This is a genomic window from Pseudonocardia lacus (genome assembly GCF_018531445.1).
Classification (GTDB): domain Bacteria; phylum Actinomycetota; class Actinomycetes; order Mycobacteriales; family Pseudonocardiaceae; genus Pseudonocardia; species Pseudonocardia lacus.
The window spans coordinates 1-23,836 of sequence record NZ_JAHDTH010000047.1; the positions used below are offsets into that span (position 1 = coordinate 1).

The 23,836-nt window shown below is 75.9% G+C and carries 27 protein-coding genes and 1 riboswitch; of the genes, 11 read left to right on the top strand and 16 right to left on the bottom strand.

The window, feature by feature from the left end; all coding sequences use genetic code 11:
• The 3 genes from KIK08_RS12805 to KIK08_RS12815 all read right to left on the bottom strand — a co-directional run.
• Positions 1 to 530: hypothetical protein (locus KIK08_RS12805; RefSeq protein ID WP_214403313.1), on the bottom strand; the 530-nt coding region annotated here is incomplete at its 3' end.
• 88 nt (positions 531 to 618) lie between these two features.
• On the bottom strand, positions 619 to 1,401 hold the full coding sequence (locus KIK08_RS12810; protein ID WP_214403314.1) for an SDR family NAD(P)-dependent oxidoreductase: 783 nt from the start codon (positions 1,399 to 1,401) through the stop codon (positions 619 to 621).
• A gap of 44 nt (positions 1,402 to 1,445) precedes the next feature.
• A complete protein-coding gene (locus KIK08_RS12815; protein WP_214403315.1) occupies positions 1,446 to 2,243 on the bottom strand; it encodes an SGNH/GDSL hydrolase family protein in 798 nt (265 codons plus the stop codon).
• A gap of 185 nt (positions 2,244 to 2,428) precedes the next feature.
• Here KIK08_RS12815 and KIK08_RS12820 point away from each other — a divergent pair, with 185 nt between their 5' ends.
• The 6 genes from KIK08_RS12820 to KIK08_RS12845 all read left to right on the top strand — a co-directional run bounded on the left by KIK08_RS12820 (position 2,429) and on the right by KIK08_RS12845 (position 7,387).
• Positions 2,429 to 3,112: a DUF3159 domain-containing protein gene (locus KIK08_RS12820; protein ID WP_214403316.1), complete on the top strand. Its 684-nt coding sequence runs from the start codon at positions 2,429 to 2,431 to the stop codon at positions 3,110 to 3,112.
• A gap of 493 nt (positions 3,113 to 3,605) precedes the next feature.
• Entirely contained in the window at positions 3,606 to 4,427 is an 822-nt protein-coding gene (locus tag KIK08_RS12825; protein WP_214403317.1) for a hypothetical protein, read from the top strand.
• 11 nt (positions 4,428 to 4,438) lie between these two features.
• A complete protein-coding gene (thiE, locus tag KIK08_RS12830; protein ID WP_214403318.1) occupies positions 4,439 to 5,104 on the top strand; it encodes a thiamine phosphate synthase in 666 nt (221 codons plus the stop codon).
• Positions 5,105 to 5,168: 64 nt separating this feature from the next.
• A riboswitch (TPP riboswitch) is annotated at positions 5,169 to 5,275 on the top strand.
• Entirely contained in the window at positions 5,267 to 6,400 is a 1,134-nt protein-coding gene (gene thiO / locus KIK08_RS12835) for a glycine oxidase ThiO (RefSeq protein ID WP_214403319.1), read from the top strand. It overlaps the preceding riboswitch by 9 nt.
• A gap of 19 nt (positions 6,401 to 6,419) precedes the next feature.
• Positions 6,420 to 6,620: a sulfur carrier protein ThiS gene (gene thiS, locus KIK08_RS12840; RefSeq protein ID WP_214403320.1), complete on the top strand. Its 201-nt coding sequence runs from the start codon at positions 6,420 to 6,422 to the stop codon at positions 6,618 to 6,620.
• A gap of 2 nt (positions 6,621 to 6,622) precedes the next feature.
• Positions 6,623 to 7,387 carry a thiazole synthase gene (locus KIK08_RS12845; protein WP_308257610.1) on the top strand — a complete coding sequence of 255 codons (765 nt, stop codon included), beginning with the start codon at positions 6,623 to 6,625 and terminating at the stop codon, positions 7,385 to 7,387.
• A gap of 94 nt (positions 7,388 to 7,481) precedes the next feature.
• Here KIK08_RS12845 and KIK08_RS12850 read toward each other — a convergent pair whose 3' ends face one another.
• The 3 genes from KIK08_RS12850 to KIK08_RS12860 form a co-directional block, all read right to left on the bottom strand.
• The gene (locus KIK08_RS12850) at positions 7,482 to 9,032 is read right to left on the bottom strand and encodes an MFS transporter (protein ID WP_214403322.1); all 1,551 of its coding nucleotides are present in this window, start codon (positions 9,030 to 9,032) and stop codon (positions 7,482 to 7,484) included.
• Positions 9,029 to 9,571 (bottom strand): MarR family winged helix-turn-helix transcriptional regulator, encoded by a 543-nt coding sequence (locus KIK08_RS12855; RefSeq protein ID WP_214403323.1) that lies wholly within the window; start codon positions 9,569 to 9,571, stop codon positions 9,029 to 9,031. Before KIK08_RS12855 ends, KIK08_RS12850 begins: the two co-directional genes overlap by 4 nt.
• Before the next feature lie 143 nt (positions 9,572 to 9,714).
• Positions 9,715 to 10,245, bottom strand: a complete 531-nt coding sequence (locus tag KIK08_RS12860) for a gamma carbonic anhydrase family protein (protein ID WP_214403324.1) — start codon at positions 10,243 to 10,245, stop codon at positions 9,715 to 9,717.
• A 113-nt stretch (positions 10,246 to 10,358) separates the two neighbouring features.
• Between KIK08_RS12860 and KIK08_RS12865 the strand changes: the two genes are divergently transcribed.
• Entirely contained in the window at positions 10,359 to 11,231 is an 873-nt protein-coding gene (locus KIK08_RS12865; protein ID WP_214403325.1) for a Gmad2 immunoglobulin-like domain-containing protein, read from the top strand.
• Positions 11,232 to 11,234: 3 nt separating this feature from the next.
• Here KIK08_RS12865 and KIK08_RS12870 read toward each other — a convergent pair whose 3' ends face one another.
• Positions 11,235 to 12,044, bottom strand: a complete 810-nt coding sequence (locus KIK08_RS12870; protein ID WP_214403326.1) for an isocitrate lyase/PEP mutase family protein — start codon at positions 12,042 to 12,044, stop codon at positions 11,235 to 11,237.
• 83 nt (positions 12,045 to 12,127) lie between these two features.
• Here KIK08_RS12870 and KIK08_RS12875 point away from each other — a divergent pair, with 83 nt between their 5' ends.
• On the top strand, positions 12,128 to 13,015 hold the full coding sequence (locus KIK08_RS12875) for a LysR family transcriptional regulator (protein WP_214403327.1): 888 nt from the start codon (positions 12,128 to 12,130) through the stop codon (positions 13,013 to 13,015).
• Positions 13,016 to 13,022: 7 nt separating this feature from the next.
• Here KIK08_RS12875 and KIK08_RS12880 read toward each other — a convergent pair whose 3' ends face one another.
• The 4 genes from KIK08_RS12880 to KIK08_RS12895 all read right to left on the bottom strand — a co-directional run bounded on the left by KIK08_RS12880 (position 13,023) and on the right by KIK08_RS12895 (position 16,951).
• Positions 13,023 to 13,634, bottom strand: a complete 612-nt coding sequence (locus KIK08_RS12880) for a hypothetical protein (RefSeq protein WP_214403328.1) — start codon at positions 13,632 to 13,634, stop codon at positions 13,023 to 13,025.
• Between the two features lie 135 nt (positions 13,635 to 13,769).
• On the bottom strand, positions 13,770 to 14,888 hold the full coding sequence (locus tag KIK08_RS12885) for an XdhC family protein (RefSeq protein ID WP_214403329.1): 1,119 nt from the start codon (positions 14,886 to 14,888) through the stop codon (positions 13,770 to 13,772).
• Entirely contained in the window at positions 14,881 to 16,020 is a 1,140-nt protein-coding gene (locus KIK08_RS12890) for a vWA domain-containing protein (protein WP_214403330.1), read from the bottom strand. Before KIK08_RS12890 ends, KIK08_RS12885 begins: the two co-directional genes overlap by 8 nt.
• Positions 16,021 to 16,033: 13 nt before the next feature.
• Complete coding sequence (locus KIK08_RS12895) at positions 16,034 to 16,951, bottom strand: AAA family ATPase (protein ID WP_214403331.1); 918 nt, start codon at positions 16,949 to 16,951, stop codon at positions 16,034 to 16,036.
• Positions 16,952 to 17,450: 499 nt separating this feature from the next.
• Between KIK08_RS12895 and KIK08_RS12900 the strand changes: the two genes are divergently transcribed.
• A complete protein-coding gene (locus KIK08_RS12900) occupies positions 17,451 to 18,017 on the top strand; it encodes a LysM peptidoglycan-binding domain-containing protein (protein ID WP_214403332.1) in 567 nt (188 codons plus the stop codon).
• Positions 18,018 to 18,104: 87 nt separating this feature from the next.
• On the opposite strand, the gene KIK08_RS41705 is transcribed toward KIK08_RS12900, so the two are convergent.
• From KIK08_RS41705 to moaC, 3 genes are all read right to left on the bottom strand, one after another.
• Positions 18,105 to 18,572, bottom strand: coding sequence for a molybdenum cofactor biosynthesis protein MoaE (locus KIK08_RS41705; protein ID WP_214403333.1), 468 nt, complete (start codon positions 18,570 to 18,572; stop codon positions 18,105 to 18,107).
• A gap of 150 nt (positions 18,573 to 18,722) precedes the next feature.
• Positions 18,723 to 19,208 carry a MogA/MoaB family molybdenum cofactor biosynthesis protein gene (locus KIK08_RS41710; protein WP_214403334.1) on the bottom strand — a complete coding sequence of 162 codons (486 nt, stop codon included), beginning with the start codon at positions 19,206 to 19,208 and terminating at the stop codon, positions 18,723 to 18,725.
• Positions 19,208 to 19,684, bottom strand: coding sequence for a cyclic pyranopterin monophosphate synthase MoaC (gene moaC, locus KIK08_RS12915; RefSeq protein ID WP_214403335.1), 477 nt, complete (start codon positions 19,682 to 19,684; stop codon positions 19,208 to 19,210). The genes KIK08_RS41710 and moaC overlap by 1 nt, the downstream gene beginning before the upstream one ends.
• Before the next feature lie 410 nt (positions 19,685 to 20,094).
• Between moaC and KIK08_RS12920 the strand changes: the two genes are divergently transcribed.
• On the top strand, positions 20,095 to 20,688 hold the full coding sequence (locus KIK08_RS12920; protein WP_214403336.1) for a LysM peptidoglycan-binding domain-containing protein: 594 nt from the start codon (positions 20,095 to 20,097) through the stop codon (positions 20,686 to 20,688).
• A gap of 24 nt (positions 20,689 to 20,712) precedes the next feature.
• Here KIK08_RS12920 and KIK08_RS12925 read toward each other — a convergent pair whose 3' ends face one another.
• Positions 20,713 to 21,309, bottom strand: coding sequence for a nucleotidyltransferase family protein (locus KIK08_RS12925; protein ID WP_214403357.1), 597 nt, complete (start codon positions 21,307 to 21,309; stop codon positions 20,713 to 20,715).
• On the bottom strand, positions 21,306 to 21,485 hold the full coding sequence (locus KIK08_RS12930; RefSeq protein WP_214403337.1) for a hypothetical protein: 180 nt from the start codon (positions 21,483 to 21,485) through the stop codon (positions 21,306 to 21,308). Before KIK08_RS12930 ends, KIK08_RS12925 begins: the two co-directional genes overlap by 4 nt.
• 91 nt (positions 21,486 to 21,576) lie before the next feature.
• Here KIK08_RS12930 and KIK08_RS12935 point away from each other — a divergent pair, with 91 nt between their 5' ends.
• On the top strand, positions 21,577 to 23,811 hold the full coding sequence (locus KIK08_RS12935) for a helicase-associated domain-containing protein (RefSeq protein ID WP_214403338.1): 2,235 nt from the start codon (positions 21,577 to 21,579) through the stop codon (positions 23,809 to 23,811).
• Positions 23,812 to 23,836 lie beyond the last annotated feature (25 nt).

Genomic DNA, 23,836 nt, shown 5'->3' on the forward strand with positions numbered 1-23,836 from the left:
AGGGCGGGGCGGCGGCGGGTCCGGCGCCGGTGGGCGGGACGTCCGCGCCGACGGGCGGAGCGCGGGTCCAGGAGCACGGTCGCCGCCTCGGCGCCGGGCGGAGCGGACGCCGCGCGGACCCGCGGCCGGTCCGCCTCGCCCCCGACGAGGTCGTCGTCCTCCTCGCGCAGCCGCCCGGTGCTCCTCGGCGGAGCGGGCGGCGAGACGACCTCCGGGGCGGGGCGCCACGGCAGGGTGCCCTCGGGCAGGCAGGTCTCGGCCGGCCCGAGGTTCAGCACGGTGCCGGTCACCGAGGACTCGGCGATGCAGATGCCGTAGACGCCCTCCTCCGCCAGCGGGGCCAGCACCTCGCGGTACGGCCCGGCGGCGGTCGGGTCGAACTGGCCGATCGGGCGCAGCCCCGCCGGCTCCACCGCGAGCACCGTGATGCCGCCCTCGTGGGGCTCCAGGGCGACCTGGATCCGGGGTGAGCGCAGGGCCTCGGTGGTGGCGCGCTGCACGCCGTCGGAGGACAGCGGGACGAAGGGCATGCGGGAACTCCGGCGGCGGACGCTGGGGAGCGGACGCCCGGTTATCGGAGGGCGGCGCGTGGTGTTACTCGATCGGGTGACGGTTCGCTCAGAAGGACCGCGTCTCGGGGTCCTGGCCCTGCGCCGCCCGGCCGCCGTCGACCGGGACCGTCGCCCCGGAGACGAACGAGGCCTCCTCGGACAGCAGCACCGCCACGACGGCCGCCACCTCTTCGGGGCGGCCCACCCGGCCCACCGGGTGCAGGCGGCGCATCTGGTCCGCGACGTCGGCGGCGGCCTGCGGCCCGATCCGCCCGAGCAGGTCGTCGTAGCGGGCGGTGGCGATCGAGCCCAGCGCGACTGCGTTGGCCCGGATGCCGTGCGGCCCGTACTCGACGGCCGTGGCCCGGGTCAGCCCCTCGACCGCGGCCTTGGCCACCGAGTAGGGCAGCGCGCCGGGCACGGCCCGCGACGCCTGGTGCGACGACACGTTGACGATCGACCCGCCCGACCCGCCGGCGAGCAGCCTGCGCACCGCCACCGCGGTGCCCACCACCGCGGGGGCCAGGTTGGCCGTCACGAGGTCGAGCACCGCGGCGGCGCCGTCGACGTGCAGGTCGGCGTCGCGGAAGAGCGCCGCGTTGTTCACCCAGCCGCCCAGTGGGGCGATGGCGGCGGCCCGGTCGGCGGCCCGTTCCGCCACCGCCTCGTCGGCGGCGCTGCCGGTGACCGCCGCGGCGCCGGGGAGCCCGGCGAGCCACTCGACGGCCGCCGGGTCGAGCTCGACGGCGACGACGCCGTGCCCGTCGGCCAGCAGGCGCTCCACGATCGCCCGGCCGATCCCGCGCCCGCCCCCGGTGACGACGAACGACCTTCCGCGAGGAGTGCCCATGGCGGCGAGGCTGCTGCGTCCGGCGCCGCGCCCGCAAGCCGGAATCAGGTGGCGGGGTGCCCGCCGGTGCTCAGCGGCAGCAGGTCGGAATGCTTGGCCGCGAAGCCGTCGCCCGCCTTGTGGCCCTGCAGCCTGCGCCGCACGAACGGCATGACGAAATCGCGCATCCAGCGCAGGTCCTCGACCTGGCGGTGCCGCCACGGGGCGGGCTCGGCCGCCGGCAGCGGGGTGCGCCAGTCGTCGGTGACGGGCTCGCCCAGCGTCTCCAGCACGCGCAGGGCGACCCGGCGGTGCCCCTCGGCGGTCAGGTGCAGCCGGTCGCGGCCCCAGGTGCGCGGGTCGGCCAGCGGGGTCATGCCCCACAGGTCGACGACGGTGGCCCCGTGCCGGTCGGCGCTGGCCCGCATGAGCTCGTTGTAGCAGGCGACCCGGCCGCGCAGGCGGCGGATGACCGGGTGCATGCGGCCCAGGTCGAAGCCGGTGAACACGAACACCCGGGCGCCCGTTGCGGTCAGCCGCTGCAGCGCGGCGTCGAACCGGGCGGCGAGGTCGTCGGTGTCGCAGGACAACCGGATGATGTCGTTGCCGCCCGCGCAGAACGCCACCAGGTCGGGGCGCAGCCGCTCCGCGACCGGGAGCTGCTCGGCGACGATCTCGTCGAGCAGCTTGCCGCGCACGGCCAGGTTCGCGTAGCGGAACCCGGGCCGCCGCTCTCCGAGGTGCTCGGCGACGCGGTCGGCCCAGCCGCGCGGTGTGCCGTCGGGTCGCCAGTCGTCCAGGCCCTCGGTGAAGCTGTCCCCCAGTGCGATGAAGCTGTCGGCCGGCGCGATCCACTCGCCCATGTCGACGCCCCCCTTCCGTCACCTGCCCGTCCCCGCGTCGACGGGTGCCGTACCGACCAGGATTGCTCAGCGGGCGGGCCGTGCGCCAGCGTCGCGGCACACCGACGGGTGGAACCCCGCGGCTCCGACGGAGATCACCGGGGCGGCCCTGGGATCCGCGCGTCGGGATAGGGCACCCTTGCCTCATGTCCGGTGGGGAGCAGCGCCCGGAGCCGTCGCTGGCCGACGTGCTGGGCGGGCGCGGCGGCGCCGTGGACGCGACCGTCCCGGTCGTGGCGTTCGTCCTGGTCTTCACCCTGGGCGACGCGCTCGGCTGGCCGTCCCCCGTGGCGTGGGGCGGCGGTGCGGCCGTGCTGTCCGCCGCGGTCGTGGCGGTGGTCCGGGTGCTCGCCGGCCGGCGGCCGCGCGCGGTGCTGCTGGGGATGCTGGGCGTGGCGGTCGCGGCGCTGGTCGCCGCCTACACGGGCCGCGCCGTCGACTTCTTCCTCGTCCAGATCGCCTCCAACGCGGCGAGCGCGCTGGCCTGGGCGGTGTCGATCGTGGTCCGCTGGCCGCTGCTCGGGCTCGTCGTGGGCACCGCGCTCGGCCAGCGCACCCGCTGGCGCCGCGACCCGCACCTGCTGCGCGGCTACCAGCGGGCCAGCTGGGTGTGGGTCGGCCAGTACCTGGTGCGGCTGGCCGTGTTCCTGCCGCTGTACTGGGCCGACGCGGTCGTCGCCCTCGGGATCGCGCGGACCGCGCTGACCTGGCCGTTAGTGGCCCTGTGCGTAGCGCTATCGTGGCCGGTACTCCGTTCGGCCCTGCCTCCAGGCCATGGAGGGCTGCGCCATCCGGAGGATCATGGAAAGACGGCCCGCCCGACGGCGTGAACGCTCTCACGAAAAGTGATCGACTGGAGCTTTCCGGTCATCTCGTCGGTTGGAACGGGTAAGCCGTGGGACCGCCACCTCCTCACCGGCCACCCGCCGGTAGCGGGGGGTGACGGTCGACGACCGCTTCGCTCGACGACCGTGATTCGGAGCCATGCCACACCACCCCACCGCGCCCCGCCCCCTCCCGGACGGGCCCCGGCCCTACCCGGAGCCGCGTCCCGACCCCCGCGCCGGTCACCCCGACACCCGGCCCGTTCCCCATCCCGACGGCCCGCCCGGGTTCAACCCGGGTGGCCCGTTCCCGCGACCCCGCCCGCCGGTTCCGGGGTACCCGAACGGCAGCGGGCACGGCAATGGGCACGGCAATGGGCACGGCAATGGGCACGGTGCCGGCCGCGGCCCCGGAAACGGGCACGGCGCCGGCGACGGCGCGACCGTCCGCGTCGACACGACCCCCGAGCGCCCGAGGTCCGAGCTGTCGCCGACGAAGGTGCTCGCCGGCGCCGGCGCCGCGGTGACCTCGGCGCTGCTCGGCTCGTTCTTCGGCGCCGACGGCACCATCGTGGGCGCGGCCTTCGGGTCCGTGGCCAGCACGGTGGCCGCCACCGTCTACCAGCGCTCGCTCGACCGCACCCGCGAGACGCTCGTGGCCAGGGTCCGGGTCCGCCGCAACCCCGCCGACCCGGCGCACCGGTCGGACTCCGAGATGACGGTCCGGCTGCCCCCGGTCGACGCCGACGGGGCCGACCGGCCCGTGCTCGACGAGCCGGCCCCGCGCGGGCGCCGCTGGCTGCTCTGGGTCGGGGCGACGGTGCTGGTGTTCGCGCTGGCGATGGCCACCATCACCGGCATCGAGCTGGCCAAGGGCTCCACCATCACCGGCAACGACCAGGGCACCTCGGTGGGGCGGGTCGTCGAGCGGCCCCCCGCCGCGCCCGAAGAGGAGGAGGAGCCCGGCTCGACGGGCACCGACTCCGACACCACCGCCACCCCGGAGCCCACCGCCGACCCGGAGAGCCCGACCACCGCCACCCCCGACCCGGACGCCCCCGGCGGCGCGGAGGGCGACTCGCGGACCCAGGAGGACGACGAGCAGGCCCCCGAGGACGACCCCGGCGGTTCGGTCGACATCCGGCCGACCGAGCGGGACACCCCCGGCGAGACCCCGGCGACCCCCGACAGCGGCGCCCGCACCGGCGCGGGCGGCGGTGCCGGTCCGAACATCAGCAACCACTTCGGCTCCGGCCTGGGCGACCGGTTCGGCACCGATGTGGAGGAGACCACGGTCGCACCGCCGACGACGCGCCCGTAGCGTCGGCGGACGTGCCCGACCTCGACGGCGCCGCCCGGCGCTCCCTGCTGGCCGACGCCCGCCTCTACCTCTGCACCGACGCCCGCCGCTCCCGCGGCGACCTGGCCGAGTTCGCCGACGCCGCGCTGAGCGGCGGCGTCGACGTCCTGCAACTGCGGGACAAGGGCCCGGAGGGCCCGCTGGAGGCCCGCGAGGAGCTGGCCGCACTGGAGGTGCTGGCGGCGGCCTGCGCGGAGCACGGCGCCCTGCTGGCCGTGAACGACCGGGCCGACGTCGCCCTGGCCGCCGGCGCCGACGTCCTGCACCTCGGCCAGGACGACCTGCCCGTCGAGTGGGCGCGCCGGGTCGTCGGGGACGAGGTCGTCGTCGGGCGGTCGTCGCACAGCCCGACCGAGACCGCGACGGCCGCCGAGGAGCCGGGCGTCGACTACTTCTGCGTCGGCCCCTGCTGGCCGACGCCGACCAAGCCGGGCCGCCCGGCGCCGGGGCTCGACCTGGTGCGCGAGGTGGCCGGACGGTCGCCGCTGCGGCCCTGGTTCGCCATCGGCGGCATCGACGAGCGGCGCCTGGACGAGGTGCTGGCCGCGGGCGCGACCCGGATCGTGGTCGTCCGCGCGATCACCGAGGCCGAGGACCCGGCCGCCGCGGCCGCGAGCCTGCGCGCCCGGCTCCCCTGACCGCCCGGCTGTGGGCCGGGCCGCGATCCGGGTGCGGGCGGCGCGCGGCGGCGTAGGGTGGCGGCAGGTGACGCACGGGAGCCCGGGCAGCGGGCTGAGAGGGGATCGCGGATCCCGACCGTCGAACCTGATCCGGGTCATGCCGGCGCAGGGAGCGGAGTGATGACTTTGTCGCGGTTGACCGTCGTCGGGGCGGGCGTCATCGGGCTGAGCTGCGCGTGGCGCGCCGCCGATGCCGGCTACGACGTGACGGTGCTCGACCCGGCGCCGGCCTCGGGCGCCTCCCGGGTCGCCGGCGGGATGCTGGCCCCGGTCACCGAGGCGTGGCCGGGGGAGGAGGGCCTGCTCGGGCTCGGCGTCGAGTCGGTGCGCCGGTGGCCGGGCTTCGCCGAGCGGCTCGCCTCGGCGGCGGGACGTCCGGCCGGGCTGCGCACCGAGGGCACGGTCGTCGCGGCCACCGGCACCGGCGACCGCGCCGAGCTGGACGCGTTGGCCGGCTACCTGGCCGGGCTCGGTCGGGAGGTCGAGCGGCTCGGTGGGCGCGAGCTGCGGCGGCTGGAGCCGGCCATCGGGCCCGAGGTGCGGGGCGGGCTGAGCGTGCCCGGCGACCTCGCCGTCGACAACCGCGTCCTGCTCGACGCCCTGCGGGCCGCGGTGGAGCGGGCCGGGGCGGTGGTGCGCCACGTCGAGGTCCGGGAGGTGCTCGACGACGGCGAGCGCGTCACCGGCGTCCGCACCGTCGACGGCGACCTGCCCGCGGAGCGCGTGCTGGTCTGCGCGGGCGCCCACTCGGCGGCCCTGCACCCGGCGCTGCGCGGGCTCGTCCGGCCGGTGAAGGGCGAGATCCTGCGGCTGGCCGCGCGGGCGGGCGCGTTCCCGCCGCCGTCGCGCACGGTGCGCGCCCTGGTCGACGGCCGCCCCGTCTACGCCGTCCCCCGCGACGACGGGGGGCTGGTGATCGGGGCCACCCAGGCCGAGACCGGGTTCGACACCGAGGTCACCGTGGGCGGGGTCCGCGACCTGCTGCGCGACGCCGAGCGGGTGCTGCCCGGCATCGCCGAGTACGCGCTGGTCGAGGCGGCGGCCGGGCTGCGCCCGGGCAGCCCCGACAACGTGCCGCTGCTCGGCGCGCTCGGCCCGGCCGGACTGCTGGTCGCCACCGGCCACCACCGCAACGGCATCCTGCTCGCCCCGCTGACCGCCGACGCCGTGCTCGGGCTGTTGCGGGGCGAACCCGACCCGGCGGCGGCGGTGGCCGACCCCGCCCGGTTCGCGGCGGCGGGACACGGGCGCTGAGCGCCGGAGGGAGCGAGGGATGCAGGTGTGGATCAACGGTGCCGGGCACGAGCTGCCGGCCGGGGCGCGGGTGGCCGCGGTGCTCGACGTGCTCGGCCTGCCCGGGCGCGGCGTCGCCGTGGCCGTCGACGGGGAGCTGGTGCGCCGGGCCGACTGGCCGATGACCCCGCTCGCCGAGGGGGCCCGGGTGGAGGTCGTGACCGCGGTGCAGGGAGGGTGAACGTGGGCAGCGGGACGCTGGTCGTCGGCGGTCGGAAGATCGCCTCACGGCTGATCATGGGAACCGGGGGCGCCGCCAACCTGGAGGTGCTCGAGCGCGCGCTGGTGGCGTCCGGCACGGCGCTGACGACGGTGGCGATGCGGCGGGTCGACGCGGCCACCGGCACCGGGGTGCTCGACCTGCTGCGCAGGCTCGACATCGAGGTGCTGCCCAACACGGCGGGCTGCCGCACCGCGGCCGAGGCCGTGCTGACGGCCCGGTTGGCCCGCGAGGCGCTGGAGACCGACCTGGTCAAGCTGGAGGTCGTGGCCGACGAGCGCACCCTGCTGCCCGATCCGGTCGAGCTGCTCGACGCCGCCGAGCAACTCGTCGACGACGGCTTCACCGTGCTGCCCTACACCAACGACGACCCGGTCCTGTCGCGCCGGCTGGAGCAGGTCGGCTGCGCGGCGGTGATGCCGCTGGGCTCGCCGATCGGCACCGGGCTGGGCATCCGCAACCCGCACAACATCGAGATGATCGTGGCCGAGGCGGGCGTCCCGGTGGTGCTCGACGCCGGGATCGGCACCGCGTCGGAGGCCGCGCTGGCGATGGAGCTGGGCTGCGACGCCGTCCTGCTGGCCACGGCCGTCACCCGGGCCGCCGACCCGGAGCGCATGGCCACGGCGATGCGCCTGGCCGTCGAGGCGGGCCACGCCGCCCGTCACGCCGGCCGCATCCCGCGCCGCTACTGGGCCCGCGCCTCCTCGCCCGACCGCGACGACTGAGCCGGCTGACTGACCCCGGCCGGAGTTCAGGAAAGCCACGATGCTGCCCTGTGCGGGCAGCATCGTGGCTTTCCTGAACCGGGTGGTGGACCTCTCAGCGGGTGCGGGCGGGGGCCAGGTCGGGGGACGCGGGCGGGGCGGAGGGCACCTTGGCGATCGTGGTCCGCAGCGGGACCTCCCGGATGAGGATCACCGACACCAGCGTCACCAACGAGGCCGCGGCGGCGATCAGGAACACGAACGAGATGCCGTCGCCGTAGGCCGCGCGGATCAGCGTCGCCTGCGCCGGCTGCGCCGTGGCCAGCGCCTCCAGCGCGTCGGGGCTGCCGCCGAGCAGGTCGGAGACGCGGCCGTCGAGCACCACGCCGAGCAGCGTGACACCGACCGTGCCGCCCATCGAGCGGAGGAACGCGACGAGCGAGCTGGCCGCACCGACGTTCGACACGTCGACCGTGTTCTGCACGGCGAGCACCAGGTTCTGCATGGTCATGCCCATGCCGGTGCCCAGCAGCACCAGGAAGATCGACACCTCCCACACCGGGGTGGCGTGGTCGATCGTGGCCAGCAGCGTCAGCCCGGTGGTGATCAGCGCGGCGCCGACCAGCAGGTAGGGCTTCCAGCGCCCGAACCGGCTGATCAGCTGGCCGGAGACGGTCGAGGAGACGACCAGCCCGCCGATCAGCGGCAGGGTGAGCAGGCCGGCGGCCATCGGCGAGTAGGCCCGCCCGATCTGGAAGTACTGGCCCAGGAACACCGAGCCGCCGAACATCACCACACCGGCGATCATGCTGGCCAGCACGGACAGCACCACCGTGCGCTCGCGGAAGAGCCACATCGGCACGACCGGCTCGGGCACCTTCGTCTCGACGATGACGGCGGCGGTCAGCGCGGCCACGCCCAGCGCGACGAGCGCCCAGGACGTCGGGGAGCTCCAGGGGAACTGCTCGCCGGCCAGCGAGACCCAGACCAGCAGGGTGGACACGCCGCCGACGATCAGCGCGGCGCCCCAGTAGTCGAGCTTGACCTCGCGGCGCACCGTGGGCAGGCGCAGGGTCTTCTGCACGACGAGCAGCGAGACCAGCGCGACCGGGACGCCGACGAAGAACGTCGCCTGCCAGCCGAGGCCGGGCGTGTCGACCAGCAGGCCGCCGATGAGCGGGCCGGAGACGGTGGCCGCGGCCAGCACCGAGCCCATGTAGCCGGAGTACCGGCCGCGCTCGCGCGGCGGGATGATCGCCGCGATCACGACCTGGGCGAGGGCCTGCAGCCCGCCTGCGCCGACGCCCTGCAGGAACCGCCAGCCGATCATCTCGCCCATCGAGTGGGAGAACCCGGCCCCGATCGAGGCCGCGATGAAGATCACGGTGGCCGCCTGGACCAGCGGTTTCTTCGGGAACAGGTCGGCGAGCTTGCCCCAGATCGGGGTGGACGCGGTGGTGGCCAGCAGGGTGGCGGTGACGATCCAGGTGTAGCCGGTCTGCGAGCCCTGCAGGTCGCTGACGATCGCGGGGAGCGCGTTGGAGACGATCGTGTTCGACAGGATCGCCACGAACATCCCGGTCAGCAGGCCGCTGAGGGTGGTGACGATCTGCCGGTGGGTGAGCCCCGGGGCGTCCTGGGCCGGGGCGGTGGACGGGCTGGTCATGCGGTGGTGCCTCTCGAACTGGTCAGTGCGGGGTGGCCGGAGCGGGCCGGAGCGGCGGGGGCTCCGGGGGGTCCGGCGGCGCGTTCGGAGATCTCCTCCGCGATCGCGGTGATGAGGCGGGCGGTGGCCTCGACGTCGGTGTCGGGCAGGCGGGCCAGCGCGCCGCGCAGCCAGTCGCGGCGCAGCTCGGCCAGCTGGGCGAGCAGGTCCTGCCCGGCGGGGGTGAGCCGCACGAGGCTGGCGCGCCGGTCGGCCGGGTCGGGCCGCCGGCACACCAGGCCCTTGGTCTGCAGCTCGCTGATCTGCCGGCTGACCACCGACTGGTCGACCCCGCGCAGGGCCGCGATCTCGCTGAGCCGGCGCTCGTCCTCGCCGAGCAGCCGGACGAGTTCCAGGACGGCCATGGTGGAGGGGGCCCCGCCCTCGGCCGCGCGGTGCGTCAGAGCGCGCCAGCTGCGGAGGAGGGCCTGGACGGCGTCGGCGAGCTGGTCGGCCGCGCGGTCGGGGGCGTACCCGTCCGCCGCGCCGTTAGTTCGCATAGGACAACTATAAGACCAATGGTTGCACCATGCAATCGAGTTGGCGGACGTCACAGCGCCCGGCCCACCCCCGTCGAGAACGAAGTTGTAGTGATCAACAAGCCCTGTGGATCACCACAACTTCGTTCTCGACGGGCCGGGGCTCAGGAGGGGACGACCGGGACGACCGAGGCGCGGTGCCGGCGGGCCAGCTCGCGGTAGATGTCGGGGTTGGTGTCGATCCAGCCCTTCGCCGACGCGCTCAGCGGCCCCTTCACCCTGGCCACGGTGTCCAGCACGAGCTGTTCGTCGGGCACGACGGTGTTCGGCGGGATCGTGGCGCCCGCGCCGATCAGGCAGCGCGCCCCGATCCGGGCGCCGTCCTGCACGGTGGCGCCGTTGCCGATCAGCGCGTCGGTGCCGATGACCGCGCCGTGCACCACGCAGAGGTGGCCGATCGTCGCGCCCGCGCCGACCTCGGTCACCGGGTCGGTGCCGCCGTGCAGCACGCAGCCGTCCTGCACGTTCGCGCCCTCCCGGATCACGATCGGCCCGAAGTCGGCGCGGAGCACGGCGTTGTACCAGATCGAGGCGTTGGCCTCCACGTGCACGTCGCCGACCAGGGTGGCCGTCGGAGCCACGAAGGCGTCGGGGTGGACGGTCGGGGCGATCCCCTCGAACGAGAACAACGGCATGGCCGGCAGCCTGTCACGCGGACGCCGACGCTGCCGCCGATCCGCCGCGCCGGGCATCGCCCGCTCGGGTGACGTGTGCCACGCGCCGGCGGCCGGTCGGGCAACCTGTGCGGATGGGGGTGGGACGAGGCGACCGCGTTGCCGGCGCCGTCGCGGCGGCCGCGCTGATCGGCGCGGCACTGGCCGGCTGCACCGACGGGGACGCCGCGGCGGTGCCGGTGCCCACCATCGCCGCCGGCCCGACGCCCGCGGCCGCGCTGCCCACCGGGGAGCCCTCCGCCGAGCGCGCGCTGCCCGTCTACTACATCGCCGACACCGGCGACGGGCCCCGGCTCTACCGCGAGTTCCACCAGGTCAGCTCGGCCGATCCGGCCACCGACGCGGTCGGGGAGATGCTCGGCGCCGACTCCGGCCTCGACCCCGACTACCGCTCGCACTGGCCCCCCACCGCCGCCCTGCGCGGCCCGGTGACCACCGGCGACGGGCTGATCACCGTCGACCTCACCGGTTTGGGCCCGGAGCCCGTCGACCAGTCGCTGGCGCCCATGGTCGTCCAGCAGCTGGTGTTCACGGTGCAGGCGGCCCTGCAGTCGGTCGACCCGGTGCGCATCCTGGTCGACGGCGAGCCCGTCGACGACCTGTGGGGCGTGCCCACCGCCGACCCCGTCCGCCGCGGCGACACCCTGCGGCTGCGCTCGCTGGTCCAGATCGACGAGCCCGCCGACGGCGCGACCGTCGGCCAGGAGGTGGCCGTGGCGGGGGAGGCGGCGGTGTTCGAGGGCACCGTGCGGTGGGAGGTCCTGCGCGGCGATCAGGTCGTGCAGACCGGCTACACGACCACCGCCGAGGGCCAGAAGTTCTCCCCGTACCGGTTCACGGTGCAGCTGGGCCGGGGCGAGTACGTGGTGCGCGTGAGCGAGGACGACGCCTCCGACGGCGAAGGGCGCGCCGTGCTCACCGACGACAAGACCATCACCGTCGACTGAGCGTCACCCGCCGAACAGGGCGTTCAGGTCGGCGTGCCCGATCTGCTCCGCCGCGTACCCGAACGTCCCCCGCTCGCGCAGCTCCACCGCCGCCTCCCGCAACCGCCCGTACAGGGCCCGGGCCAGGCTGCCGCCGACCGTCACCCGCCGTACCCCCAGCTCGGCCAGCTCGGCCATCGACAGGTCCGCCCCGGTGAGGCCCATGACCACGTTCAGCGGCCCGTCCAGCTCACCGACCAGCGCCGCGATGGTCGCCCGGTCGGCGGCCCCGGGCACGAACGCGCAGTCGGCACCCGCGGCCAGGTAGGCGTTGGCCCGCCGCACGCACTCGGCGAGCCCGGCGCCCGTCAGCAGCCCGTCGGTCCTCCCGACCAGCACGAACGGCGTCCCGGCCGCGTCCGCCGCGGCGCGGGCGGCGCGGATCCGGTCGACGGCCAGCCCGCGGTCGAGCAGCTCCCCGTCGCCGGTGAAGTCCTCGATGTTGCCGCCGACCGCCCCGGCGACGACGGCGAGCGAGATCGTCTCGGCCACGTCCTCCGGTGCGGAGCCGTAGCCGTCCTCCAGGTCCGCGCTGACCGGCACGTCCACCGCCGCCACGATCTCCCGGACCCGCTCCAGCATCGGCCCACGCGCCAACCGGTCGCGGGCGACGTGGTCGGGGCGACCGTGCGAGAAGGCGATGCCGGCGCTCGTCGTGGCGAGTGCGGGGAATCCGGCCGCGGCGAGCACGCGGGCGCTGCCCGCGTCCCAGGCGTTCGGCAGCAGGAAGCAGCCCTGCCGGTGCAGGTCGGCGAAGGAGGGGTTGGGGTCCACGCGTCGAACGTAGGGCCCGGCCGGGGGCGGCAGAACCGGGCCGATCTTGTTGGGGTCATAAGCCCTGCCTATGGTCGGGCGGCGTGGAGAACCTCCAGCGGCTGCGCGTGCTGCGCGCCGTGGCCGACCACGGCTCGTTCACCGCGGCCGGATCGGCGCTGTCGATGACGCAGCCCGCCGTCTCCCAGCAGGTCAGCGCGCTGGAACGGGAGATGGGGTCGCGCCTGGTCGAGCGCTCGACGCGCGGCGCCCGGCTCACCGCGGCCGGCGAGGTCGTGCTGCGGCACGCCCTGCACATCCTGCGCTCCTCCGACGACGCCCGCCGCGACCTCGACGAACTGCGCCGCGGCGACCTCGCCCCGGTGCGGGTGGCCGCCTACCCGACCGCCTGCACCCACCTGCTGCCCCCGGCGGCCGCCGCCTGGCGGAGCCGCCGCCCGGGCTCGCCGTTCGCGTTCACCGAGTGCGACGCCGCCCGGGCCGTCGCGCTGCTCCGGCAGGGCGCCGTGGACCTCGCCCTCACCTACGACTACGCCGCGCACCCCGCCGACCTCGACCACCTGCGCACCCACCCGCTGCCCGACGACCCGCTGCGGCTGGTGCTGCCGGTCGGGCACCCACTGGCCACCGCCCCGGTCGCCGACCTCACCGCGCTCGCCGGCGAGCCCTGGATCAGCGGCACGGCGTTCGCCTGCGCCGAGTCGCTGCGGGCGATCTGCGGGGTCGCCGGCTTCACCCCGCGGGTGGCGCTGGACTCCGACCGCTACCCGACCACGCTGGCGCTGGTGGCGGCCGGGCACGGTGTCGCGCTCGTCCCGGCCTCCGCGCTCGCCGGCCCGCGGCCCGGCGTCGTCGTCCGGCCGGTGCACCCGGCCCCGCCGCCGCGCAGGCGGTGGGCGGTGCTGGCCGCCCGCCCGGCCCCGGCCGTCCTCGACCTGCTCGACTGCCTGGTCGCCGCGGCGACGCCGTAGCGGCGGTTCAGTCGGGTGTGCGGTGGGGCGCGCGGAGGCCGAGGGCGCGCAGCTCCAGCGCGGCGAGCGCCTGCACGGCCTCCCGGTCGTCGCGCCGCCACGCGGCGGCCGGGTCGGGGCTGACGCGCAGCAGCCTGCGCACCGGCCGGTTGGTGATCGCGCGCAGGGCCAGCAGGTCGGTGTCGACGCCGCGCACCTGCGCGGCCGACGCCGCCGACCGGGCGTAGCGCAGCCGCAGCGGCAGCCAGGTCAGCACGACCGGCAGCGCGCCGAGCACGACGATCCCGATGGCGGTGCCGGAGGCGATGGTGCCCACCGTGCCGGCGAGGTCGCGCCCGGCCGTGGCGATCGAGTCGCCGGCCCCCGTCCCGGCGCCGAGGGCGCGAGCCAGGTCCTCGCCGACGAGGGGCAGCTCGCCCGCGGTGCGGGCGGCCTCGTCGAAGACGCCGCGGATGCCGTCGCCCGCACCGCTGAGGGTGTTCGCGGGGGTCTGCAGCCGCAGCAGCACCTCGCGGGCCGTGCTGGCGACGTCCACGCACAGCCAGACCCACGCCACCACGAGGACGTCGACGACGATCTGGAGCAGGAACCGGGTCGGGCGCTCCGCGTAGAACCGCATGCGGCGGTGTCTACCCGAGTCCGGCCCCGCCCGCCGAGCCGTGCGCCGGCGGGGCGGCCGCTCCGATCCGACCCCGCCCCGGCTCACCCCTCTCCGGGGCTCCGCGGCACCGCTGGGCGGTCCGGGCGGGCCGGCTCAGCCGTTGATGTGGATCGGGCCCTCGCGGCGACCGAGCGGTTCGCCGCCCCCGCCCCAGTGCTTCGCGATCATCTCCGCGGCGATCGAGACGGCGGTCTCCTCCGGGGTCCGCGCGCCCAGGTCCAACCCGATCGGGCTGGACATGCGGGCGATCTCCTCCTCGGTGATGCCGCGCTCCCGCAGCCGCTCCAGCCGGTCCTCGTGGGTGCGCCGGGAGCCCATCGCGCCGATGTAGGCGACCTCGGGCAGGCGCAGCGCGACCTCCAGGAGGGGGACGTCGAACTTGGGGTCGTGGGTGAGGACGCACAGGGCGGTGCGGCGGTCGATGCGGCCGGCCTCGGCCTCGGCGGCGAGGTAGCGGTGCGGCCACTCGACGACGACCTCGTTGGCGCCCGGGAAGCGGGACGCCGTGGCGAACACCGGGCGGGCGTCGCAGACGGTGACCCGGAAGCCGAGGAAGTTGCCGATCTTGGCGACGGCGGCGGCGAAGTCGATGGCGCCGAAGACGATCATCCGGGGCGGCGGGGCGAAGGACTCCACGAACACCGACAGGCCCTCGCCGCGGCGCTGGCCGTCGACGCCGTAGGTGAGCATGGCGTTGCGGCCGGCGTCGAGCAGGCCGCGGGCGTCGTCGCGCAGGGCGTCGTCGAGGCGGGCGGAGCCGGTGCCGCCGTCGGTGCGGTCGGGCCACACGACCAGCCGCTTGCCCAGCCGCTCGGCCGGGCCGGAGACCACGGTCGCCACCGCGACCGGCTTCTCGTCCCGCACGGCCTCGGCGACGGCGCCGAGCTGCGCGAAGGACTCCGGGGTGACCTTCTCGACGAAGATGTCGATGATGCCGCCGCAGGTCAGGCCGACGGCGAACGCGTCGTCGTCGGACACGCCGTAGCGCTGCAGGACCGGGCGGCCCCCGGCGAGCACCTGCTCGCCGAGCTCGTACACCGCGCCCTCGACGCAGCCGCCGGACACGCTGCCGACGGCCTCGCCGGCCGGGCCGACCAGCATCGACGCGCCGGCCTGGCGGGGGGCGGAGCTGTAGGTCCCGACGACGGTGGCCAGGGCGGCGGTCTCGCCCTTCTCCCACCACTCGTCGAGCTTGGCCAGCACATCACGCATGCCTGATCACCTCGAGCAGCTTCTCCAGAGTGGCCAGGGAATGCCCGGCCAACAAGTCGTCCAAGTACGGGAGGGCGGCGACTATTCCGCCCTGCACGGGTGAGTACCCGTCCTTGCCGGCGTGCGGGTTGACCCAGACCAGCCGGTGGGCGAGCCGGCTGAGCCTGCTCATCTGGGTGGCGAGCAGGTCGGTGTCGCCGCGCTCCCAGCCGTCGGAGAACACGACGACGATCGCCCGGCGGGCCGCGCCGCGCTGCCCCCAGCGGTCGACGAAGGCGCGCAGCACCTCGCCCAGCCGGGTGCCGCCCGACCAGTCGGGGATGGCGTTGCCGGCGGCGGCCAGTGCGCGTTCGGCGTCGCGCATGCGCAGCTCGCGGGTGATCCGGGTGAGGCGGGTGCCCAGCGTGAACGCCTCCACCGACCCCGGCGCGCGCCGGACGACGACGTGCGCGAACCGCAGCAGCGAGTCGGCGTAGGGCTCCATCGAGCCGGACACGTCGACCAGCAGCACGATCCGCCGCGGCCGCGCCGAGCGGTCGCGGCGGCGCAGCTCGCGCAGCTCGCCGTGGTTGCGCAGCGCCGCGCGCAGGGTGCGGCCCGGGTCGGCGAAGCCGGAGCGGTTCGGGCGCCGCCGCCGGGAGGGCCGGTCGGGCAGCTGCGGGCGCAGCAGGGCCAGCAGCCGGCGCAGGTGCTCGCGCTCGGCCACGGTGAGCTCGCCCACGTCGCGGTTGCGCAGCAGCTCGGTGCCGCTCGCCCTGGCCTGCAGGTTGGGGTGGTCGGCGCTGTCGTCGGCGTCGGCGGAGTCGGGATCGCTGGTCAGGGCGGCGAGCTTGGGCGGTGGCGGCGGGCGCTGGTCGACGACCTTGGTGCGGTTGCCCTCCCGGGTGTCGAACCACGCCGTGAAGGCCTGGTCGTAGCGGGGGAGGTCGTCCGGGTCGGAGCACAGCGTCAGCCGGCCGGCCCAGTACGTCTGCAGCTCGCTGGTGACGTCGAGCTCGTCGAGCGCGCCGAGGAACGCCGCGACCCGGTCGGTGGTGACGGCCAGGCCGGCACCGCGCAGGACGGCGGTGAAGCCGACGAGGGCCTGCACCGGGTCGCCGTCGGGTTCCGTCCGGACGGTCGGCGTTGGCATGGGCATGGGCGGGTCAGGAGGCCAGCAGGGTGTCGAGCTGCGCGCGGACGCGGTCGGCGTCCTCGCGGTACTTGAGCACGGCGCCGAGGGTGGCGGCGGCGCTGTCCACGTCGAGCTGGCGCGCGCCGACGAGCTGCAGCGCCCGCGCCCAGTCCAGGGTCTCGGCGACACCGGGCGGCTTGAGCAGGTCGGCACCGCGCAGCCGGCGGACGGCGCCGGCGACCTGGGCGGCCAGCCGCTCGGGGACGCCGGGCAGCCGGGCGTGCAGGATCTCGATCTCGCGCTGCAGGTCCGGGTGGTCGAGCCAGAGGTAGAGGCAGCGGCGCTTGAGGGCGTCGTGCACCTCGCGGGTGCGGTTGGAGGTGAGCACGACCAGCGGCGGCGTGCTGGCGCGGATCTCGCCGACCTCGGGGATCGTCACCGCGTGCTCGGTGAGCACCTCCAGCAGGAAGGCCTCGAACTCGTCGTCGGCGCGGTCGACCTCGTCGATGAGCAGCACGCTCGGCGTCGTCTGCAGCGCGCGCAGGATGGGCCGGGCGAGCAGGAAGCGCCGGTCGTAGAGGGAGGCCTCGATCGAGTCGGCGTCCAGCTTCTCGCCGGCGGCGCCGGCCGCGGCCTCCAGCGAGCGCAGGTGCAGCAGCTGGCGGGGGAAGTCCCAGTCGTAGAGGGCCTGCGAGGCGTCGATGCCGTCATGGCACTGCAGGCGGATGAGCTCGGCGCCCTGCACCTGGGCCAGCGCCTGGGCCAGTGCGGTCTTCCCGGTCCCCGGCTCGCCCTCGCAGAACAGGGGGCGGTTCATGCGCATGGCGAGGAACGCGGCGGTGGCGAGTCCGTCGTCGGCGAGGTAGCCGGTGGTGCGCAGCAGGCCGGCCAGTTCGGTCGGCGAGGCCGGGACAGTGGGAGCAGCGGCGTCCCGGGGGCGATCGTTCACCTGACCAGCATGACAAAACGCGGGGTTGACAGCCACCGCACGGCCGATGTCACGTCACGGCACGTGAGCGCGCTCTCACGATGCGTCCGAATCGGGTGTGACGCAATCCGAGATACTTCCGAGATGGAGGTGTTTCATTCGCCGTGATGCCGACGTGATGATCCGGTGTCTACCTGGGGAAGTGTCGCAATCGCCGGGATAATCGTACCGTTACAGTGACGAGGGTCACCGCAACCAGATTTGGCATTTCGTCGTCCGGGTTCCGTAGCGTCGGCGGCCGTCTCCCCGACCAGGGCGACGAAAACTGCATCCGGAGCCGTCGCGTCAATGCCCCGTCCGCGGCTCCGGTCCGTCGAGCACAGACGGGACGGGGCCGTGGACATTTGCAATCCGAAAACGTCGTCCCCCGACGACGGAAAAGGATCAACGAATCGCTGCGTCGGGCTCCCACGGCCTGACCAGGGCGAAGGGTCCCGGTGACGCGCCAGGAGAAACCTAGATGTCGTCTCGAAGTCTCGTCCGCCTCGCGGTTGTCGGAGCTGTCGCAGCAGGGGCCTCGGCCGCACTCGCGGGTACCGCGAGCGCAGCCCCCGACTCTGCCTGGGACAAGCTCGCACAGTGCGAGAGCGGCGGAAACTGGAGCATCAACACCGGCAACGGCTACTACGGCGGGCTGCAGTTCAGCCCGCGCACCTGGCGCGCCTTCGGCGGCACCGGGATGCCCCACCAGGCCAGCAAGGCCGAGCAGATCGCCGTCGCCGAGCGCACCCTGGCCGCCCAGGGTTGGGGCGCCTGGCCGTCGTGCTCGAAGAAGATGGGTCTGCGCGGTCTCCCCGCCGAGCCGGCCAAGGTCCGCGCTTCCGCCCCGGCCCCGGCTGCTCCCGCCCCGGCCGCCCCGGTCGCCAAGAACGGCGCCGACTACACCGTCGTCGCAGGCGACACCCTCAGCAAGATCGCTGCCCGGGAGCGCGTCCCCGGCGGTTGGCAGGCGATCTACCAGCGCAACACCGACGTGCTGAGCAACCCGAACGTGCTCCGCGTCGGCCAGCAGCTCGACCTGCGCTGACGCCGCGGGGCGACCCGTGCACCCCTCCACGCGGTCGCCCGGGTCGTGGGCGGGGGCAGGCGCCACCGCGCCGCCCCGCCCCGACCGTCAGGTCGAGTTGACCCACTCGTCGGTGCCGTCGGTGAAGACCTGGTGCTTCCAGACCGGCAGCAGCCGCTTCACCTCGTCCACCAGCTCCGCACAGGTCTCGAACGCCGCCCGCCGGTGGTCGGCGGCGACGGCGCAGGCCAGCGCCACGTCGCCGACGGCGAGCGGGCCGATGCGGTGGCTCACCGCGATCGCCCGCACCCCCTCGGCCCCGGTCGCGACCTCGGCCGCGACCTCGGCCACCACCCGGGCCGCGCTCGGGTGCGCGGAGTACTCCAGCCCGGTCACCGACCGGCCGCCGTCGTGGTCGCGCACCACGCCGGCGAACGTCACGACCGCGCCCGCGGCCGCCCGGTCGACGAGTTCGGCGTGCCGGGCGACATCGAGCGGCTCGTCGCCGACCGCCGCCAGCACGACCTCGGCGGTGCCGCGCACCCCTGCCGGTCGTCCGCTCGCAGGCTCGCTCATCGCTCTCCCTCGCTGCGCGAGCTCGGCGCTTCGCGCAGAGGCGCTGTGTTGGATGATTCGCTCGCAGGCTCGCTCATCGCTCTCCCTCGCTGCGCGAGCTCGGCGCTTCGCGCAGAGGCGCTGTGTCGGATGATTCGCTCGCCAGCTCGCTCATCGGTGATCTCCTCCGCGCAACTGGTCGACGGCGTGCTCCAGGACTCCGTCCAACACGGACAACCCGTCGCGAACCCCACCTGTCGATCCGGGGAGGTTCACCACCAGGGTGCGCCCCGCGACACCCGCCACGCCACGCGACAGGACCGACGTGGGCACCTTGTCCGAGCCGGCCGCGCGGATCGCGTCGGCCAGTCCGGGCACCTCGTAGTCCAGCAGGGCGCGGGTGACCTCCGGGGTGGCGTCGGTCGGGGAGATGCCCGTGCCGCCGGTGGTGATGACGACGTCGACGCCGTCGGCGACCGCGGCCCGCACCGCCTCGCCGACCGGCTCGCCGTCCGGGGCCACGGTGGGCTCGGGGGTGTCGAAGCCCCGCCCGCGCAGCCACTCGACGATCACCGGTCCGCTGCGGTCGGCGTAGACGCCGGCCGCCGCGCGGTTGGACGCCGTCACGACGCGGGCCGTGCCCCTTGCCGGCGACATCACCGGTCCTCCGGGCGGGTCCAGGTGCCGGTCTTGCCGCCCTCCTTGCGCTCGACGCGCACGCCGTCGAGCACGGCGGCCGGGTCGACGGCCTTGACCATGTCGTGCAGGGTCAGGCCGGCCACGGCCACCGCCGTGAGCGCCTCCATCTCGACGCCGGTGCGGTCGGTGGTCTTCACCGTGGCCCGGATGTGGACGCTGTCGCCGTCGGGCCGCAGCTCGACGGTCACGCCGCCGAGGGCGATCGGGTGGCACAGCGGCACGATGTCGGGGGTGCGCTTGGCGCCCATGATGCCGGCGATGCGGGCGGTGGCCAGCGCGTCGCCCTTGGGCAGGCCGTCGCGGCGCAGCAGGTCCACCACCTCGGCCGTGGTGCGCAGCGTGCCGGTGGCGATCGCCGTGCGGGCGGAAGGGTCCTTGCCGGTGACGTCGACCATCCGGGCGGCCCCGGCGGCGTCGACGTGGGTGAGCTCCACGTCCGCACCCTACGTGCCGGGCGCGGACGGCGGGCGGTCACCGGAAACGGTCGAGTTGTGCGGAGGTTTTGGTGATGTGCGTCACAGCAGGGCAACCGTTGGAGATCACCGACGTCATTCGATCGTGCGCCCTGACGTGGGCGGATGAACGCCAAACCCGCCGATCGGCCTAATTTTGGCGTGCGCACCTGTGCGACGGGGCCGGTTTGCACTCCGGCCGATCACCCGTAGCGTCCGCTGCGGCTCGTCCGGGTGCCCCAGATCCGGCCGGCCCCGGCGACCGCAGCGCTCCCCTGTCCGGTGGTCCCGGCTCCCCGTTGCCTCTCAACGAGCGCGGGACAGGAACGGCACGGGTCCACCGGCTCCCAACCGGACCGGACCGCCGGGTTGCGCAGCGCGCGGAGATCGACATGGCCCGCTACCGCGGTCGTCATCGCAAGCCGAGCAACACCGGGCGCGTCGTCGCCCGCACCGCGCTCGCCGGAGCCGTCGTCGGGACCCCGCTGCTCGTCGCGCCCGCCGCCAACGCGGCATCGGACAGCACCTGGGACCGCCTCGCGGACTGCGAGAGCAGCGGCAACTGGTCGATCAACAGCGGCAACGGCTACCACGGCGGCCTGCAGTTCTCCCCGCGCACCTGGAACGCCTTCGGCGGCCAGGAGTTCGCCCCGCGGGCCTACGAGGCCTCCCGCGAGGAGCAGATCGTCGTCGCCGAGCGCGTGCTCGCCGAGCAGGGCTGGAAGGCCTGGCCGGCCTGCTCCAGCAAGCTGGGCATCCGCGGCGAGCCGGCCACCGACCGCGGCGCCCCCGCCCCGCAGACCGAGGTCCGCGTCCGGGCGAGCGCCCCCACCTCGGGCGACTACGTCGTCCAGCGCGGCGACACCCTCTCCACGATCGCCCAGCGCAACGGCGTCGCCGGCGGCTGGCAGGAGCTGGTGCAGAAGAACCCCGGGCTGGCCGCCAACCCGAACCGGCTCAGCATCGGGCAGCACATCACCCTCTGACGCACCAGAGCCCCAGACGGGCTCTCAGCGGCCGCCGCGGTAGCGAGCCAGCTGCTCCGGGGTGTCGAGGTCGCCCGGTGCGGCGACGTCGCCGCACTCGACGAGCCGCAGCGCCGGGTTGCCGGCGAGGTAGTCGCGGGCCCCGGCGTCGCCGACGGCGGCGGCCCGCACCCCCGCCCAGTGCCCGCGTCCGATGAGGACCGGGTGGGCCGGGCGCCCGTCGTAGGCGGCGCGGACCAGGGAGTCGGTGCCGGCCTCGGCGGCCAGCCGAGCGACGGCCGCGGCCGTCACGCCGGGCAGGTCGACCAGGTGCACGACGGTCGCCTCGGCGTCCGTGGCGTCGAGCGCGTCGAGGCCGGTGCGCAGCGAGGCGCCCATGCCCTCGGCCCAGCCCTCCGCGACGACGTGCGCGACGCCCGCCGGCAGGAGGGGGGCGACGGCGTCGGCCCCGGCGCCCAGGACGACGACGAGCGGCGCGCAGCCGCCGTCGGACAGCACCCGCACCGCCCGTCGGACCAGCGGCTCGCCGTCCAGCTCGACGAGCGCCTTCGGGCCGCCCATCCGCCGGCCGGCCCCGGCCGCCAGCAGCAGGCCGGCCGGGGCGGTGCGGCGCCCGGCTATCGGTTGATCTCCGTGACGGGGTGCACGTAGGGCACGTCGTCGAGCGGGAACTCGACGTCCCCGAACGGCGACAGGGAGCCCTGCGTGGCGGCGGCGAGCTCGCTCACCGGGTGCTCGCCGTCGGGCAGGTCCGGCCAGGTCGGGTCGATGCGGCCCGGTCGGGCGTGCTTGGCCACGTGTCCTCCTCGGTTGACGCCGGTTTCGGCGCCATTATCCCGCACGGGCGCGCCGGACGTCCGCCGGACGTGGCCGACTACCGTGGACGCGATGCCAACCACGCTGGTCGACTGGCTGCGCGGGCGCGACGACGACGCGCTCGCCGCGCTGCTGCGGCTGCGACCGGACCTCGCCGTCCCGCCGCCTGCCGACCTCACGGTGCTGGCCACCCGGGCCGCGATCCGGGCGTCGGTGCACCGCGCCTGCGACGACCTCGACACGGTCACCCTGGCCGTGCTGGAGGCGCTGGTGGTGGCGGACGCCGACACCGCGCCGGTCGCGGTGGCCGAATTGCGCAGGCTGCTGGGGCCGGACGTGCCCGCCGCGGCCTGCCGGACGGCACTGGCGGCCCTGCGCGAGCGGGCGATCGCCTGGGGGCCGGACAGCGCCATCTCGGTCGTCCCCTCGGCGCGTGACGTCGTCCCCCGGCACCCCGGCGGGCTCGGCCGCCCTGCCGCCGGACCGGCGGCCTCCACCGCCCTGCCGCGGCTGCTGGCCGAGGTCGCCGAGGACGAGCGCCGCGTGCTGGACGCGCTGGCCGCCGGCCCGCCGATCGGGCGCAGCCGGGCGGGGTCCGACCCGGCGAGCCCGGTCGGCCGGCTGATCGCGAAGGGCCTGCTGCTGCGGGTCGACGCCGAGACCGTCGAGCTGCCCCGACAGGTCGGGCTGGCGCTGCGCGGCGACCGGCCACTCGGGAAGGTGTCGGTGCGCCCTCCCGACCTCGGCGCGCGCGACCGCGGCGCCGACGCCGTCGACCGCACCACGGGCGGGGCCGCGCTGGAGCTGCTGCGCCGCGTCGACCTGCTGATCGCGTTCTGGGGTCGCACCCCGCCGCCCGTGCTGCGCTCCGGCGGGCTGGGCGTGCGCGACCTGCGCCGGGCCGCCCGCGAGACCGACTCCGACGAACCGACCGCCGCGTTGCTGATCGAGCTGGCGGCGGCCGCCGGGCTGGTCACCGAGACCGACGCCGTGCCCCCCGAGTACGTCCCCACCACCACCGCCGACGTGTGGGCCACCGGCGGGCCCGGGATGCGCTGGACGCAGCTGGCCCGCGCCTGGCTGGACATGCCGCGGCTGCCCGGCCTCGTCGGTCGCAAGGACGACGCCGGCCGCGCCATCAACGCGCTCTCCGACGGCGCGCGGCGCCCGCTGGCCCCGCGCGACCGCCGCCGGGTGCTGGCCGGTCTGGCCGAGCTGGAGCCCGGCACGGCCCCCGGCTCGGTGGCGGCGCTGTCCGACCTGCTGGCGTGGCGGGCCCCCCGGCGCGGCGGCCGGCTGCGCGACGAGGTCGTCGGCTGGGTGCTCGCCGAGGCCACCACGATCGGGATCGTGGCCCTGGACGCCATCTCCGGGCCCGGGCGGGCGGTGCTGGACGACCCGGCGGCCGCACCGACCGCCCTGCGGGCCGTGCTGCCCGACCCGGTCGACCACGTGCTGCTGCAGGCCGACCTCACCGCCATCGCGCCGGGGCAGCTGGAGTCCGGCCTGGCCGCCGAGATGGAGCTGGTGGCGAACGTGGAGTCGGCGGGCGCGGCGACGGTCTACCGCTTCACCGAGGCGTCCGTGCGTCGGGCCCTCGACGCCGGGCGCACCGCCGCCGACCTCCACGAGCTGCTGAGCACCCGGTCGGCCACCCCCGTCCCGCAGGGGCTGACCTACCTCGTCGACGACGTCGCGCGCCGGCACGGGCGGCTGCGCGGCGGCGCGGCCGCCTCGTTCCTGCGCTCGGAGGACGAGGTGCTGATCGCCGAGGTGCTGGCCCACCCCGACACCGGGGGCCTGCAGCTGCGCCGGATCGCGCCGACGGTAGCCGTCTCGCCGCTGCCGCTGGTCGAGGTCATGGACGGGCTGCGGGCGGCCGGGTTCACCCCGGCCGCCGAGGACACCGGCGGCGCGGTCCTCGACCTCACCGACCGCGGCCGCCGGGCCGCCCCGCGACGGCGCGGGCCGTCGACGTCTGGGCTGCCGCCCGAGCCGGACACGGCGCAGCGGCTCGCACTGGTGTCCCGGATGCGCGCGGGCGAGGCGATGGCGGGGGCCCGCTCGGGGCGCGTCGGGCCCGTGGAGCGGGCGTCGAACGGCACCACGGTCGACCTGCTGCGCACCGCGGCCGCGTCGGGCCGCAACGTCTGGATCGGCTTCGTCGACGGGCACGGCGTCGCGGGGGAGCGCGTGCTGGAGCCGGTCAGCGTCGGGGGCGGAGTGGTCGAGGGTCGCGATGCCGTCGACGGCGCGGTGCACCGGGTCCCGCTGCACCGCATCACCGGCATCGCCCTGGTCGACTGAGCCGCGGGCGGGGCGGTCGACCAGG